The organism is Ventrimonas sp. (genome assembly GCF_048380235.1).
Taxonomy (GTDB): domain Bacteria; phylum Bacillota; class Clostridia; order Lachnospirales; family Lachnospiraceae; genus Brotaphodocola.
Genome location: NZ_DBFCCJ010000018.1, coordinates 1 through 16448, shown reverse-complemented (window position 1 = coordinate 16448; position 16448 = coordinate 1). Strand labels below are relative to the sequence as shown.

13 protein-coding genes and 1 pseudogene are annotated in these 16448 nt (G+C 51.1%); 5 read left to right on the top strand and 9 right to left on the bottom strand.

Going from position 1 to position 16448, the window contains the following annotated elements:
• Positions 1-19: 19 nt before the first annotated feature.
• Both ACMP1L_RS03010 and nhaC read right to left on the bottom strand, forming a co-directional pair.
• A complete protein-coding gene (locus tag ACMP1L_RS03010) occupies positions 20-898 on the bottom strand; it encodes an MBL fold metallo-hydrolase (RefSeq protein WP_418451980.1) in 879 nt (292 codons plus the stop codon).
• A gap of 26 nt (positions 899-924) precedes the next feature.
• Positions 925-2307, bottom strand: a complete 1383-nt coding sequence (gene nhaC / locus ACMP1L_RS03005; protein WP_418451979.1) for a Na+/H+ antiporter NhaC — start codon at positions 2305-2307, stop codon at positions 925-927.
• Positions 2308-2734: 427 nt separating this feature from the next.
• Here nhaC and ACMP1L_RS03000 point away from each other — a divergent pair, with 427 nt between their 5' ends.
• The 4 genes from ACMP1L_RS03000 to hydF all read left to right on the top strand — a co-directional run bounded on the left by ACMP1L_RS03000 (position 2735) and on the right by hydF (position 6799).
• Positions 2735-2986: a TM1266 family iron-only hydrogenase system putative regulator gene (locus tag ACMP1L_RS03000; protein WP_118529770.1), complete on the top strand. Its 252-nt coding sequence runs from the start codon at positions 2735-2737 to the stop codon at positions 2984-2986.
• Positions 2983-4026: a [FeFe] hydrogenase H-cluster radical SAM maturase HydE gene (gene hydE / locus ACMP1L_RS02995; RefSeq protein WP_418451978.1), complete on the top strand. Its 1044-nt coding sequence runs from the start codon at positions 2983-2985 to the stop codon at positions 4024-4026. The genes ACMP1L_RS03000 and hydE overlap by 4 nt, the downstream gene beginning before the upstream one ends.
• Positions 4027-4092: 66 nt before the next feature.
• Positions 4093-5547 (top strand): [FeFe] hydrogenase H-cluster radical SAM maturase HydG, encoded by a 1455-nt coding sequence (hydG, locus tag ACMP1L_RS02990; RefSeq protein ID WP_475544512.1) that lies wholly within the window; start codon positions 4093-4095, stop codon positions 5545-5547.
• Between the two features lie 22 nt (positions 5548-5569).
• Positions 5570-6799 carry a [FeFe] hydrogenase H-cluster maturation GTPase HydF gene (gene hydF, locus ACMP1L_RS02985; protein ID WP_418451977.1) on the top strand — a complete coding sequence of 410 codons (1230 nt, stop codon included), beginning with the start codon at positions 5570-5572 and terminating at the stop codon, positions 6797-6799.
• A 591-nt stretch (positions 6800-7390) separates the two neighbouring features.
• Here the strand turns inward: hydF and hflC are convergent.
• The 7 genes from hflC to ACMP1L_RS02950 all read right to left on the bottom strand — a co-directional run bounded on the left by hflC (position 7391) and on the right by ACMP1L_RS02950 (position 15395).
• Entirely contained in the window at positions 7391-8260 is an 870-nt protein-coding gene (hflC, locus tag ACMP1L_RS02980) for a protease modulator HflC (RefSeq protein WP_118733310.1), read from the bottom strand.
• A 23-nt stretch (positions 8261-8283) separates the two neighbouring features.
• Positions 8284-9546 carry an FtsH protease activity modulator HflK gene (hflK, locus tag ACMP1L_RS02975; RefSeq protein WP_418451976.1) on the bottom strand — a complete coding sequence of 421 codons (1263 nt, stop codon included), beginning with the start codon at positions 9544-9546 and terminating at the stop codon, positions 8284-8286.
• A gap of 172 nt (positions 9547-9718) precedes the next feature.
• Positions 9719-10516, bottom strand: a complete 798-nt coding sequence (locus ACMP1L_RS02970) for a hypothetical protein (RefSeq protein ID WP_118733309.1) — start codon at positions 10514-10516, stop codon at positions 9719-9721.
• Between the two features lie 18 nt (positions 10517-10534).
• Positions 10535-11710 carry an ABC transporter permease gene (locus ACMP1L_RS02965; protein ID WP_418451975.1) on the bottom strand — a complete coding sequence of 392 codons (1176 nt, stop codon included), beginning with the start codon at positions 11708-11710 and terminating at the stop codon, positions 10535-10537.
• On the bottom strand, positions 11694-12401 hold the full coding sequence (locus tag ACMP1L_RS02960) for an ABC transporter ATP-binding protein (protein ID WP_418451974.1): 708 nt from the start codon (positions 12399-12401) through the stop codon (positions 11694-11696). Before ACMP1L_RS02960 ends, ACMP1L_RS02965 begins: the two co-directional genes overlap by 17 nt.
• A gap of 12 nt (positions 12402-12413) precedes the next feature.
• Positions 12414-14285, bottom strand: coding sequence for an efflux RND transporter periplasmic adaptor subunit (locus ACMP1L_RS02955; protein WP_418451973.1), 1872 nt, complete (start codon positions 14283-14285; stop codon positions 12414-12416).
• A gap of 12 nt (positions 14286-14297) precedes the next feature.
• Positions 14298-15395, bottom strand: a complete 1098-nt coding sequence (locus tag ACMP1L_RS02950) for an S-layer homology domain-containing protein (protein WP_418451972.1) — start codon at positions 15393-15395, stop codon at positions 14298-14300.
• A gap of 625 nt (positions 15396-16020) precedes the next feature.
• On the opposite strand from ACMP1L_RS02950, the pseudogene ACMP1L_RS02945 reads away from it, so the two are divergent.
• Positions 16021-16448 (top strand): annotated as a pseudogene (locus ACMP1L_RS02945) (hypothetical protein); the annotation flags it as partial.

Sequence of the window (16448 nt, the reverse complement as noted above, 5' to 3'; positions counted from 1 at the left end):
CGTCCGAGTTTATCCTGTTCTAAAATATATCCAGATCCAGTCCGTTCACTACCGGACCCTCATATCCGGCATGTTTGATCTCCTGTAAGATAGCTTCGTTTCTGCGGGTCATCTCAGCCTCCACATCCACGGTATTATCCTGGATTTCCATATGGTAAATCCGATGATAGGTAACGAGAAGCTTCGGCTGTGCCTTGCCGGCAATCTTCGCCAGATCAACACTTAAGGTGTGAACCTCCCGATGGTATTTCTGCCACTTCGGCTCCCTTGCAGAAAGACCTGCAGTATACTCCACCTCATGCAGAAGAATGTCACAGTCCTTTGCCTTCTCTGCTACGATTTCCAGAGGCGCGGTATCTCCGCTGATAACGATGACCCTATCCGGTGTAGTAAACTTAAAGCCATAGCTTTCCAGTGTGCCGTGGCTGACCGGAAATGCCTCTACAGTGACACGGTCATCCTGGTAAATGATGCCGGACTGAATTTCCTTTGCATCTACTTTATAGCCCTCTTCATTTGCCTTCTCAAAACCATTGATCCGAAAATCAATATCTACCGCATAGGCTTTCTCAATATGGTCAGTCATCTCACGGATGCCTTTGGGGCCAAAGACCCTGAGCGGTTCTTTTCGTTCCAGCACCCATGGGGTGAAGATCAGGTCAGCATAACCTGCCGTGTGATCGGTGTGCAGATGGGTACAGAAGGCTACAGTCAGACGGTCCGGACGCAGCGCGTCAATCCCCTTCTGATATGCCTTTGCCGCCTGGCGCACCACGCCTGGTCCAAAATCTACAAGATAAGAACGGTCTCCCACCACGACGGCCGTGGACGGACCGCTGGCATTCGGACACGCATTCGGAGTGCCCGTGCCGAGAAGTACAAGTTTTGTTTCCATCATGATAATGCTCTCCAATCCCGATTTTCTTAGTTTTCCTCCACATGCTTAATGGAGATTCCGCTGAATCCGTAAAAAACACTGAACAGCGGAGTTAAATACAGCAGGAACAGATACGGAAAGAACACAGACCATGCCACTCCCAGGGTTCCTGCCATGTATACACAATAGCCATGCCATGGGATCATAGGACCGGACAGGGTCCCTGCGTCCTCTAAGGTTCTGGATAAGATCTCCGGGGCAACCTTTCTTGCCCTGAACAGCAGCTTCATCATATTTCCGGTCAGCACATGAGACATCGGCTGGGAGCAGCTGATGAGGCTGGTCACATAACCAACCAGAAGACTGGCAAGGATCAGGCTTCCATCACTGTTGATGCGTCCGGTAATGGCATTTAAGATATTGCCCAGAACGCCCAGGCGGTCTAACATGCCGCCCATGCCGACTGCGAAGCAGATGATGGCCACATACTGCAGCATGCTGCTCATACCGCCGCGGTTTAAGATGGTCTTTAAGATTGCTTCCTCAATCTGGGTGCTGTAGCCGTTATAAGCCACGCGGATGATGCTTTGCAGGGCTGCACCCTGATAAAAAAAGGATACCGCGCCTGCACAGACTGCGGAAAGGCCCAGGGAAACGATCGCATTGACTTTCAAAAGCAGCAGCACAATGATCACAGCAGCCGGAAGCATCGTCAGAAAGCCAAGTTTAAACTCACTCTGGAGCGCATCGATATACACCAGCAGATTGCCTTCCTCATAACCACCGGAGGTCTGGCTGATACCAAGGATCGTAAACAGCACAAGGCTGATGGCAAAGGTCGGCAGCGTGGTCCAGAGCATGGAACGGACGTGGTCATTTAATTTTGCACCAGCCACAGCCGGAGCCAGGTTCGTGGTGTCAGACAGCGGGCTCAGTTTATCGCCAAACATGGCACCGCAGATGACTGCTCCGGCTACCATGCCCGGATGAATGCCCATGGCGTTGCCGATCGCCATCATGGCAACACCGGCGCTTCCCACAGAACCGTAGGAGGTTCCGGTCACCAGGCTCAATACTGCACAGAAAATCAAAGTCAGCGGCAAAAGCCAGGTTGGATCGATCAGCTTTAAGCCGCCTACAATAATGGATGCTATGGTCCCGCTCTGCAGCCAGGTTCCGATCATGACACCAATGGACATCAACAGACACAGCGTCGGCACGACTACGCGGATGGCGTCATAAGCTCCGCCCACCACATGATCGTAATCAATCTTTAATACTTTACAGAACAGATAGATGATGATCCAGCTGAAAAACAGGCCGATCATCGGCCCTCCCGTTTTCAGCCGAATGCAGACTGCTACAGATCCGATGATCAGCAGCAGCAGTAAAAGTGACTGCGGCATATTCAATTGCTTTTCTTCACTCATGATAACAACTTCCCCTCTTCCCTACTTTTTTCTATATTTTGCGATTCCGTTACATGGTTCAGATACCGCGCGTTTTTCAGCAATTCAACGCGTTAAATTGCTGATATTGTTTCATTATACAGAATTTCCAGGAAAATTGCAAGTGTTGTTGCTGTGACAAAAAAGCCGGACAAAAAAGCCGATATCGATTCTTCTGGAAATCCGGCACATTCTATGATATCCTGTACTTAATGAGAATCATCTTGCATTCCGACACTAAGGGGATTTTCTCCTGCGTGAAAGGTCCGCTTCTATATTCCGTATTCTGCCGTGCGCTTTTGCGCCCGCATGCCTGCGCATATGCCGCAGTCTGCCAGATCACAGAACTTTAAGCCGTGCCTTTTCGGGGTGCGGCTTTTTCTCTTAATACACAGTTACAGGAGGACTTATGGAAACACGCGTTGCTGTTATGAGTATCATTGTGGAAAATCCGGATTCCGTAGAAAAGCTGAATGCCATGCTGCATGAGTATGGTCCGTATATTATCGGAAGAATGGGTATTCCTTACCGTCCGAAGCACATCAGCATCGTATCCATCGCCATGGACGCGCCGCAGGATACGATCTCCGCTCTGGCCGGAAAGCTTGGGAATCTGGACGGAGTCAGCGTCAAGACCGCCTACTCCAATGTGATCGGATGACGGACTTGTTTGCCCTCGTTGACCTTCTGGCGGAGCGTCACGCCCTGACGCACGAAGAATACCGTGCGCTTGTGAAAGGTCAGACACCGGAACTGGCGGCCTATGCCGCCAAAAAGGCTGATTCCCTGCGCCGCGAAATCTACGGAACTGATATCTACGTCCGCGGGCTCATTGAAATCGGAAACTACTGCAAAAATGACTGCATCTACTGCGGTATCCGCAAATCCAACACCAATTGTGACCGATATCAGCTTACCCGGGAGCAGATTCTGGAATGCTGTAAGGAAGGCTGGGATTTAGGCTTTCGCACCTTTGTGCTCCAGGGCGGGGAAGGCATTGTGCCGATTCATGAGGTCTGTGAGCTTGTTGGTGAGATCAAGTCACGCTACCCGAACTGCGCCGTCACCTTATCCTTAGGAGAATACTCCCGGGCAGATTATCAGGATATGTTCGATGCCGGAGCCGACCGTTATCTGCTCCGCCATGAGACGGCCGACAAGGCCCATTACGAACAGCTGCATCCTTCTTTCATGTCCTTTGACAACCGGATGCGCTGCCTGCGGGACTTAAAAGAGATCGGCTACCAGGTTGGCTGCGGCTTTATGGTCGGCTCCCCTTACCAGACCCCGGACTGTATCGCCACAGATCTGAAATTTATTGAAGACTTCGATCCGGAGATGTGCGGCATTGGCCCGTTCATTCCCCAGAAGGATACCCCGTTCCGGGATATGCCGGCGGGAACCGCAGACCAGACCATCTATCTGCTCTCCCTCATCCGGCTCATCAAACCAAATATCCTGCTTCCTGCCACCACAGCCCTGGGGACGATTGACCCTCTCGGCAGGGAAAAAGGAATTCAGGCGGGTGCCAACGTCGTCATGCCGAACCTCTCTCTGGTGTCGGAACGTAAAAAATACGCCCTCTACGACAACAAGATCTGCACCGGAGACGAATCCGCCCAGTGCCGCTCCTGCCTGAACCGCCGCATGGAATCCATCGGCTACTCCATTGTCACCTCCCGGGGTGACATTATAAAATAGGAATTTACAATCTGACGGAAGGTTGCAGTAACCTGCTTCCGACTGCAAAGAAAGGAAAACAATACTATGGCTATCTACAACCCAAAATCCTTAAAGGCAGAGGAATTCATCAACCATGAGGAAATCCTCGACACCATCCGCTATGCGGAAGAAAACAAACACAATCTGGTCCTGATTGATGAGATTCTGGCAAAAGCCAAACCGGTCAAAAGTGCCGACGGCACCCAGACCCACTGTGCCGGACTCTCCCACCGGGAGGCATCGGTGCTGCTGGCCTGCGACATTCCGGAAAAGGTTGCAAAGATGTACGAGCTGGCTGAGGAGATCAAGCAGGCCTTCTACGGCAACCGCATCGTCATGTTTGCCCCGCTCTATCTCTCCAACTACTGCGTCAACGGCTGTGTGTACTGCCCGTATCATATGAAAAACAAACACATTGCCCGCATCAAGCTTACCCAGGAAGAGATCAGACGCGAGGTCGTTGCCCTGCAGGATATGGGTCACAAGCGCCTGGCCATTGAAGCCGGGGAGGACCCGGTCAATAGCCCGATCGAGTACATTCTGGAATCCATCAAAACAATCTATTCCATCCATCATAAAAACGGTGACATCCGCCGCGTGAACGTCAACATTGCCGCGACCACCGTGGAAAACTACCGAAAACTAAAGGAAGCCGGCATCGGCACCTACATCCTGTTTCAGGAGACCTACAACAAAAAGAGCTATCTGGAGCTGCATCCGACCGGACCGAAGCACGACTACGATTACCACACCGAGGCCATGGACCGCGCCATGGAGGGCGGCATTGACGATGTGGGCCTGGGCGTTTTATTCGGTCTGGAGGGTTACCAGTATGAGTTTGCCGGACTGATGATGCATGCGGAGCACCTGGAAGCCGTGCACGGCGTCGGCCCGCACACCATCAGTGTTCCGCGCGTAAAGCATGCTGATGATATTGACCCGGATGCCTTTGACAACAGCCTGGCCGATGATATTTTTGAGAAGATCGCGGCCTGCATCCGCATTGCCGTTCCCTACACCGGCATGATCATCTCCACCCGCGAGAGCCAGGAGGTCCGTGAGAAGATGCTGCAGCTTGGAGTCTCCCAGATCAGCGGTGCTTCCAGAACCTCTGTGGGCGGCTACTGTGAGGAGGAGCGCCCGCATGATTCTGAACAGTTTGATGTATCAGACCAGCGCTCCTTAGACGAGGTGGTGGACTGGCTGATGCAGCTGGGCTTTATTCCATCCTTCTGCACCGCCTGCTACCGCGAAGGCCGTACCGGTGACCGCTTCATGAGCCTGTGCAAGAACGGCCAGATCTTAAACTGCTGCCATCCGAACGCCCTGATGACCCTGACGGAATACCTGGTGGATTACGCCAGTGAGGAGACAAAAAAGCACGGATTTGAACTGATTGAAAAGGAACTGAAAAAGATTCCGAAGGAAAAGGTGCGCGAGATCGCTCGGAAAAATATTGAGGACATCAAGGCATCCAACCACCGGGATTTCCGGTTCTGAATTAAGAAAAGAGGACACAACTATGGGATTGAATGATAAAGTATCCGCCGAGCGGGTTCACATCGGCTTCTTCGGCCTGCGAAACGCCGGAAAATCCAGCGTAGTGAACGCTGTGACCGGCCAGAGCTTATCCCTTGTCTCGGAAACCAAGGGTACCACTACCGACCCGGTACAGAAAGCCATGGAGCTTCTGCCCATCGGCCCGGTGGTTATCATCGACACTCCGGGAATCGACGATGTGGGAACCCTGGGCGAAATGCGTGTAAAACGCGCCATGCAGGTTCTGGACAAAACCGACATTGCCATTCTGGTTGTGGATGCCGAAAAGGGACTGCAGCAGGCCGACCAGGAGCTGCTAACACTTTTTGCAGAAAAGAAAATTCCACATATTACCGTGTACAACAAATCTGACCTGCTTGCCACTGTGCCGTCCCGGCCGGAAAAGCAGCAGGAAAAGAATGATGCGATCTATGTCAGCGCGAAAAGTGGAGATCAGATCTACGAACTGAAGGAACGAATCGGCGCACTGACCAAGGCTGCATCCGCAAAAGCCGATGAAAAACGTATCGTGGCAGACCTGATCCAGCCGGAGGATGTGGTGGTACTGGTAGTCCCGATTGACTCCGCGGCACCAAAAGGGCGTCTGATCCTGCCCCAGCAGCAGACCATCCGCGATGTGCTGGAATCCGGCGCTATCTCGGTAGTCACAAGAGAAACCGAGCTTCCGCAAACCCTGCGGGCTCTTGGCAAGAAACCAGCTCTGGTTATCACTGATTCCCAGGCCTTCCAAAAAGTAAACGCAGATACCCCGGCAGATGTACCGCTCACCTCCTTCTCCATCCTCTTTGCCCGCTATAAAGGAGATTTGAAAGAAGCTGTGCACGGGGCCGCTCAGCTTGACAAGCTGCAAAACGGTGATACGGTACTGATTTCCGAGGGCTGCACCCATCACCGTCAGTGCGGCGATATCGGAACCGTAAAGCTGCCGAACTGGATCCGGAACTATACCGGAAAGGAGTTAAGCTTCGAATTCACTTCCGGAGGGGAATTTCCGGAAGATCTGTCACCCTATGCGCTGGTGGTGCACTGCGGCGGTTGTATGCTAAATGATCGGGAAATGAAGGCACGGATCGCCCGCGCAGTCGCACAAAATGTGCCGATCACCAACTACGGGATCTGCATCGCGCAGGTGCACGGGATCCTGAGACGGTCCGTGGAGATGTTTGGCGACGTGTCAGCAGAATTGCAATAAAAATTTAAATGAATAGCTAATAAGGTCCGAAGTTCCGGTGCAGTCATGCAGAACCGCAGACACTGAGTGGAATTTTGTACTTCGTGCGCTCCGCCGCCGGTTGTCTCCCCTGCGACCTAAACTCGCACGCCTTGCGTGCTCAGACAAAGGTCTCCGGGGAGTCGCTATGCTCGCGCACGAAGAAAATTCCAATGTGTCTGCTTGTTCTGCATGACTGCACCAGAACTTCTGCTTTACTGGCTATGCCAGGATAATAAATAACGCAGTCAGAATGCTGCTGATAAAAAACCTGTAAGTCTGGCTTTTTATAGTAACGTTCTGGCTGCGTTTATTATTATCGTAGAATAACCAATACAGTAGAAGGTTCGGTCAGGCCCTACAGAATCAGCAGATGCGTTGGAATTTTCTTCATGAGCGAGCATAGCGCCAGACCGGAGAGCATTGTCTGAGCGTGCAGCGCACGCGAGTTTTGCTCGCAGGTCTGGCAACAGGCAGCGGAGCGAATGAAGTACAAAATTTCACAGCATCTGCTGATTCTGTAGGGTCTGACCGAACCTTCGGACCTTATTGGTTATTCTCTAAATTGCAATTTTAATATCCGTAGAACACCTGCGTGATCGGGGAACTTTTATCCAGGATCAGGGTGTTGTTTCCGTTCTTTAAGGATGCTTTTGCTGCATCGAGGGAACGGACAAAATTATAAAAATCTGCCTTACTGGCGTCGTTATAAGCATTGGAGAGGATCTGCATGTACTGGGCCTCGCCCTCGGCTTTGATCTTCTCAGCCTCGGCATTGGCCTCTGACTTCATGACAGAGACCTCTTTTGTGGTATCATTCTTAATTTTCTGAGCGGAGGAATTACCCTGGGCTGTGTAGGATGCCGCAATGTTGTTGCGCTCTGAAATCATGCGGTCGTACACGGACTGCTTGTTATCGTCCGGCATATCCAGGGACTTGGTCTCTACGGCAAGAACCGCAATGCCGTAGCCATCCAGGGAACCGCCGATATTGTCTTTGATATCTTCTGCCAGCTTTCCGTCACGGTTCTCGATGATTTCCGTCTGATCCATATTGGAAATGACGGACTTCATGGAAGAAAAGACCGATGCCGCGATGCGGGACTGGGCCTGGGCCACCTGGCCGTTTAAGTGACGGGTAAACAGTACCGGGTCTGAAATCTTCCAGAGAACGAACGCATCCGCGATCATGCTCTTTTTGTCTTTGGTAATAACATCTGATTTCGGGATATCATAAATCTGAAGTGCTTTCGGAATTGGTGCACTTGTCTGTATAAATGGAATTTTTACAGATACTCCGGGAGTTTCCACTACACGGACGATCTCACCAAACTGGCGCACGATCATATACTCATCCGGATAGGTAATAACCAGGGAATTTCCCAAAACAAACAATGCTGCAATGAGAATCAGGCCGCTGAAGGCTTTTGCTATTTTTTTCATGACGAACTTCCTCCTTCCGTTTCCTACTGCGCATTCGCAGCGCCAGTCTCTCCGGCATGACCGGCACTGCCGCCGCCCGCCTGGCTGGCACTGTTTCCGTCTGTGTTTGCATTGCTGCTTCCAGTTCCTGCCGCTCCGTTTCCTGCTGCTCCTTTGTCTGCGGACTGCATCGCGGAAGTAAAGCTGTCAAGGGGCAGCATCTTCTGGGTGCCGCTCTCATCCACAATGTAAACCTTCATGGACGGAAGCACATCCTCCATGGTCTCGTAGAACATACGCTGCTTCGTGATCAGCGGATACTTGCTGTACTCCGTATACATCTGCTCAAAACGCGCCACCTGGCCCTGGGCCTCGTTGATGCGGGCTTCCTTTTCCGCCTCCGCATTCTTGATGATCTGGTCGCACTCTGCCTCTGCCTGCGGGATCTTCTCATTACGGTCCTTGTTGGCGTTGTTGATGGCCGTCTCCTTGCCCTGCTTCGCGTTTTCTACATTTTTAAACGCACTTAAGACTTCCTCCGTTGGCGGGAAAGCATCCTGAATGGTAATGTTAACCACAGAAAGCCCGATATCTTCTGAGATCATGCGGTTAGTCAGCTTTTCCTTGATTTCTGACTGGATCAGCGCTTTTCCGGTGGTAATGACATCGTCTACATTGTAAATGCCGACTGTATCACGGATATAGGACTGCGCCAGCATCTTCAGGGTAGCCTCCGGATCCGAAGACGCATACAGATATTTTACCGGATCATTCACCATGTATTCCAGATAAAAATCCGTATTCACAAAGTTGAAATCCTTGGTGATCATGATGGATTCCTCATCCACCGACTCGCCGGTTTCCTGTACATAGCCGATCGGCATGCCCTTGATGCCCTTGGAAACCATGGTTACGTTCTGGATAAACGGAATCTTAAAATGCAGTCCTGCCTGGGATTCCGCCTGGGGACTTCCAAGAGTTGTCACCACCGCATAGTTTTCCTCGTCCAGAACATAATAGCTGTTAATGCCCGCAACAGCCAGAGCCACCACCGCAACAGCCACTCCGGTATTGCGGAACAGGCGGAGCTTCTTCTTTTTATTTTTTACCGGATTGCCGTCGGAATCAAACCGCTCCGGCTCATGATTCTGCGAGCCACCCTCATTGCCATTTTGCCGGTTCTGGTTTTCGCCACCGGACTGCTGCTTCTGCCACTGGTTCTTCTGCTGCTTCTGTCTCAGCTGTTCTTCCATCTGCCTGCGCAGATGCTCAAACAGATCCTGACCTCCAAATGGATTCTGATTCATGAAATACCCCCTTACATTGTATCAGTTCTGTATTAGAATGATGTTTTTTCTTGTCAGTTTATTAACAAGTATAGCATAGAATTTTTCATATGGATACCAAATATGTGATTTCCAATAAAATACAGATGAAAAAGTCCGGGACTTTCTAATCCCAGACTTTTCATTTTTTGCTTTATTCCGTTTTCACAGCATCCTCTACCCACACACCGTTTTCATCCATATAATAATATTTTCCCGGCTCTGTCATGACCCAGCCGGTCTGCATCACGCCACTTTTGTCGGCGTAGTACCAGTTGTCGTTCCAGACGAACCAGCCGGTGGCCAGCTCGCCGGTTTCACCCAGGTAATAGCGGTTTCCGTCCCGCTCCTGCCAGCCGGTGAGGCGGTAGCCCTGGTCATCGAGCAGGTACCAGTTGGCTTCGATGCGCTGCCAGCCTGCACCGAGGTAACTGCCGTCCTCAGACTGGTAGCGGCTTCCTTCCAGATAGTTTCGCCACTTGCCATCGGTATAGCCGATCACCTGTGCCGCGCGGTAATCTGCATCCGGTGAACCTACCCAGGAACCGGCTTTCACATAGGCCTGTTCGCTGACCTTTGGAGTAGCCCTCACCACAAAAAAGTAGGTGTGCAGGTCATCCATGTAGGCGCTGAAATCACAGGAGGTTTCCCCGGTACGCTTTGTCATGACACACTCGGATTCTTCCATGCTTTCATCGTCAAAATCCACCTTACGCCAGTTCTCCTCATCCCGGTCCACATTATCTGCTATGTACAATTTTACCTGATACTCATGGGTTTTTGCGACAGAGGACCATTTGCCGGTGGTATCGGTCTCCCACCAGACATGAGCCGGGGTGCCAAGATATACGGTTTCTACAGCTTTGTCAGATGCGCAGGACGGAAACTGCGGTGTGGTCGCCAGAAGAACAGCGGCGGCAGCCACAATCCATCGTTTAAAAACCTTTTTCATACATTCACGCTCCTTCCTCTACTCACTCCGCAGCGCATCGATCGGGTTCAGCTTTGCAGCGCGGCTTGCCGGCATATACCCAAACAGCAGGCCGATTCCCACCGATACACTAAAGGACACGATCACGGCCATCGGGGTTGGCGTCGCGGTTAGCCCGGCCAGTGCTCCAATGGTGGAGGTGGCAATGCTTCCCAGCAGAATTCCGATCACGCCGCCCAGGGAACTGGTCACCGCCGCTTCGATCACAAACTGCTGCATGATGACGCTCCGCTTTGCTCCCAGTGCCTTGCGGATGCCAATTTCTCTTGTCCGCTCCGTGACGGACACCAGCATGATGTTCATAACGCCCACGCCTGCCACCAGCAGGGAGATTCCGGCAATGCCGCCCAGGCCTGCCGATACCATAGCAATCATGCTGTTTAACGAATCCAGCATCTCACTCATAGCCGTGACTGTATACAAATCTTCATTTTTGAATTTTTCATAAAGGAAATTTTCGATCAGGATCTTGCCTTCCGTTGCCGCGGACAGATCACGGATTGTAAAGGTATAGTTGTTGATGCTGGCATTGCGGGCCATCTTGATCGCGCAGCTGTAGGGCATGAACAGAAAATCATCAGTGCCGCCCTCTTCCAGGTCATCGTCCTGCTGTTCCACCACACCCACAATCTGAAACGCATATCCGTTTACCTTGATGGTCTCGCCGTAAGCCTTCTCTGCACTTCCGTAAAGCTCATCTGCCACATAAGCACCGATCACGCAAACCTTGTGCCGCGCGGTAATATCAGCATACTGGATGTTGCGCCCATAAACCAGCGTCCAGTCCTTGATGCCGAGATAATCCTCACTGACGCCGCTCACGGATGTAGACGTCATGGAATCCGTGCCGTTTTTCACGGTGGCGCTGATGCTTACCATAGGCGTCATATGATCGAAACTCTCGGTATTTTCATCATAAAAATCATACATTTCATCCACCGACACCGACCGGGACGGAAGATTGACCATGTTGACGGTGATCTGATTGGTGCCGAGACTTGCAAAGTTTTCTGTCATGTAGGACATGTAGGCGTTCACCAGACTTACCAGAATGATAACCGAAGCCACGCCGATGATAATGCCCAGCATTGTCAGAAAGGAGCGCATCTTGTTGCTCCAGATACTCTTGATGGCCAGCTTAAATGATTGCAGCATAGTCTTTCACATCTCCGTTAAAATTGATCTTTCCATCGTGGATCCGCACCACATGCTTTGCCTCCAGGGCAATGGAATTGTCATGGGTGATCATGACGATGGTGTTTCCTTCTTCGTTGAGTTCCTTCAGAAAATTTAATACTTCGCGGCTGGTTTTGGAGTCCAGCGCACCAGTTGGCTCATCTGCCAGGATCAGGGACGGATTTCCCGCCAGCGCCCTCGCAATGGACACACGCTGCTGCTGTCCGCCGGATAGCTGGTTTGGCATGTTCTTCCATTTTTCTGCCAGTCCGACCCGCTCCAGAGAACGCATTGCGCGCTCCCGCCGCTCCTCCGCCGGAACCTTCGCGTACAGAAGCGGAAGCTCCACATTTTCCAGAAGATTAGACTTCGGGAGCAGGTTATACTGCTGGAAGATGAAGCCGATCATCCGGTTGCGGATGTCTGCCAACTGGTCATCGCTCATCTGATCCACATCCTCGCCGCCCAGCAGATAACTGCCGGAGGTGGGTACATCCAGCGCGCCGATGATGTTCATGAGAGTGGATTTTCCGCTGCCAGACTTACCAACAATCGCCACGAACTCGCCGCGGTTGATGGTAAGAGAGATGCCGTCGTTGGCACAGACTTGCTCATCTCCCATATGATATATTTTGTATATGTCTTTTAATTCAATCAGAGGTTCTGCCATCTGTACTCTCCTTTACGGCATTCCGCCGCCACCGCGGTTTCCGCCATTTCCACTACCGCGGTTGCCTCCGTTTCCTTTCTGCCAGCCATTTCCGCCGTCAGGGGCGCCTCCCATACCGTCAGGACCACCCATGCCGCTCATCTGGAACATATCGGTGCTGGTATTGCCGGACGCGGAATCCACATAGATCTCATCGCCTTCGGAAAGACCGCTTGTGATCTGCACATAATCATCATTGCTGATTCCGGTCTCCACTTCCACTGCCTTAAATCCGGCCGGTACATTGCCCTGCTGCCCGGTCACGCTGTCATCCTTCACATACACGCGGTTGCCACGCATCAGGGAATCCACCGGAATCATCAGCGCATTGTCTACCTGATCCAGGATGATAGTTCCATCCACATTCATGCCCGGAAGCAGGTCTCCCACCTCATCCAGGGTCACAGTGACCGGATAGTTGGTAACGCCGTTTGACTGGGAACTCTCCAGACTGATGTTGGTGACCTTTCCGGTGAAGGTCTTTCCCTCAATGGCATCCGCCGTAATGTTAACTGTCTGACCCACCTTCACGCGGCCCACATCCAGCTCATCCACAGACATCTCGAATGTCACCTCCGACAGATCGTAGATGACTGCCAGAGTCGAAGTCGAGCTGCTGGAGCTTCGATCAATCTTGTCTCCTGCCTTCACGTTCTTGGTGATGACCTGACCGGAGATCGGCGCGGTAATGGTGTAGTTATCGTAGGTTTCTTGCTTATTATCAGCGTTGCTCTGAGCCGACTCGATTTTCTCCTGGGCCTGATCCACAGCATCCTGATAGGAATCCAGAATATCTTTCACATCCTTGCTCTTAATGCAAAACAGCGGCGTGCCGGAGGTCACATAATCACCCTCATGCACCAGAAGCGCCTCCACCTCCAGGCTGCCGTTTCCGGTAATGGATGCCTTCATGGTGGTATCGGTCATGGCCTCAAAAGTACCCTCACTGCAGCAGACAAATTCACCGATGGTAACGGTGGCACTGTGGGATGTGGTCAGACCGCCCGGGTTTTCCACCTCCATGGTCACGTAGCGGACGATGCGCCCGCCATCCAGCACCTCATCCATGTTGCTGACAGCGGTAACCACGCCCATAAGCTGCTCCTCGGTGTCGGTCAGTGTAACCATGGCCTGACTTCCCGCCGGGACGACCGCCGCTTCCCCTGTCAGAAACGGAACCTTCAGCTTCATAGTCTGATCATTGTAAAGCTCCGCCAGATCCGTGTTGGAGCCCACCTTGTCCCCCACCTCGATATTTATTTTTTTAATAAATCCGGTGCGAGTAGACTTATAAGTATTGCCACTGTAATCGCTGACCGCCTCCTGATAATCCTCCAACGCCTGCTGATAGCTCTTGTTGGCACGGGCCAGGGAATTTTCTGAGGATTTCAGATCTGACTCTACAGAGGAAGCATCGATCTGATAAAGCACCTGCCCTTCCGTTACCTGATCTCCCTCCTCAAAATCCGCCGTCAGCACAGTTCCCTCCACCAGAGAAGTAATGGTATAGGTATCTTTTGGAGAAATGGTGCCAGAGGAAGTCAGTTCCGAAGTCAGGGTTCCCAGAGTAGCGGCAGCTGTCTTCTGCTCTCCAGCTTTTGCGCTGGCCATTTTCACCTTTGCGCTGTGGCTGTGCCAGAACAGACCGCCGGCCGCAAGGACTGCCACTCCTGCGGCGATCAGCAGCACACGCTTCTTTTTATTTTTACCACTGAGCTGTTTTCCTTTTTTTCCAGATGCTTTTCCTGCATTTCCAGAACCGCTCGCTCCGCCTGTTCCATTTTTTCCTTCATAGTCCGCTGCAGATGGTGCCTTTCCGAATTTCTCAGATAATTTTTCAAACATGTCCGGCCTCCCTTAATCTTCCACGTAATCCACAACGGTGTAGGTCGCATCGCCGTTGGAATTTTCACTCTTCTCACAGATCAGTGTTACCCGGTCTCCCACACGAATGGAACCGTAGACAGAGAAGGCAAACTGCATCTCGGAACTGCTCAGATTATATTCCTGTCCGTCATCCAATGTAATGGAGGTCGGCGTCATGACATCACTGGAGCTGTAATAAATATTCTCCACGGTTCCGCGCACAGCGCAGCGGCCGGACTGTACATCCTCATCCGCAATATAAGCCCATATGGTCTTTGCCGTCTGGTTATAGTAAATCACCACATAACTGCTGGAAACATAGCTTTTCAGAGCTTCGTAGCTGGAAGCATCTCCGTTTACAAAAATGCTGGCCTCCTGCACATTGAAGGGAACATAATCGCCAATCTGGGAACCTTTCGTTACCAGTTTCGGTCCCTTCAGATTCGTATCCGCAAGTCCCAGCGGGTTTACCTCGCCATCGGAGTTCAACTCACATCCAAGCACGATCGCATAAGCCTTACCTGTGGTCTTGGAATCGGTCTTTAACAGGTTATAAAACAGGTTGATACAGTCAGAACGGTTTAACACCTCGTTCGGCTGCCGGTCAAGATTTTCATTTAATTCCAGAGTGTAAAACTTTGCCATGCGGGCACTGGAAAGGCTGCTGCCGAAATCTTCACTGGTGTAACCGAGAAGCGCCAGAATACCACGTGCCGCCTCCTGCAGCGTAATGGACTGATCCGGCTTATATAGGCCACCCAGATAACCGGTTATCCAGTTCTGTTCTGCCGCAATCCGGATGCTGGACGCATACTGGGCTGTGGCCGGAACATCTGCATAAACCGACACGCTGCTGGTGGCTGGCAGATAATCCCGATAGGTGGAGGCCTTTACCAGCATATTTGCAAACTCCGCCCGGGTCACCGGATCGTTCAGGCCAGTACTGGTATTGTTCATAATGCCGGCAATGCCGACTACCTTTCTCCGGTAATCCATATTATTATCTGCCGCGAGTACGATCATGTCCGGCATGACTGCCATGCCAAATGTGGCTCCCGCCATCACGGCCGCAAGCTCTCTCATCCTCATAATTTGCTCCTCTCAGAATCGTTTTCCGTCTTTTCGTTTTTATAAACATAACAGGCGAATGTGTTGATTTTGTGAGAAAAGCATGTGGAGTTTGTGAGGAAATTGCAATTATAGGACGGAACGAATAAAGGTCCAGAAGTGAAAGAGACCGCTTTCCTCTATTTTCACATATCGTTGTTTGCTTGCTCTCACAACACGTGTTCGCCTGCATCGGACTACATCCGCTGCATTCGTACACGTGTGTTCAAGATGCAAACACCTGATATGCTGAAAATCCCGGAAAGCGATCTCATTCACTTCCTGCTGTATCGGCTCCGCTACAAAAATAACAATGACTGCGTTATTTATTATCTCAGAACAGCCAGTACAGCAGAAGTTCCGGAAAATGCTTGCAGCGCCTTTGCAAACATGATATGTTATAGACAAAGCAGAAATATTCTTTTAAACCGCATTGGTCATGGTGTATTTGGTTACAGCCTGCGGTTCTCTCATTTCTATGGTAATGCCATTCTGAATTATCTACTGGAATTTTTCTTTGCTTGAACACCCAACTATCAACACAAAGGAATTCCAGAATGATAAAGAAAAGCAGAATGGGATTCCGGCATAAGGAAGGAGATTGCCTATGGCAAAAAACACATTGACCACTGCATTTGATCAGACCGAAAAGGATCTAAAATACCCCATTCCGGTACGCGCCTACAAAGACCGGATCTTTCGGATGATCTTTAAGGAAAAGCGGGCGCTTCTGGCACTTTATAATGCAATGAATGACACCGCATATCAGGATCCGGAAGAGCTAGTCATCACGACTCTGGAAAACGCCATTTATCTTGGCATGAAAAACGATGTATCCTTTATGATCTGCGACCGGCTGTTTCTGTATGAACACCAGTCCACGAAAAATCCAAACATGCCGCTTCGCAATCTGTTGTATGTGGCAGATCTTTACTCGGTACTGACAAAAGACATGTTTTTGTATGGAGAACTTCCGGTAGCAATCCCGGAGCCTCGTTTTGTGGTATTTTACAACGGAGAACAGAAAATGGAGGA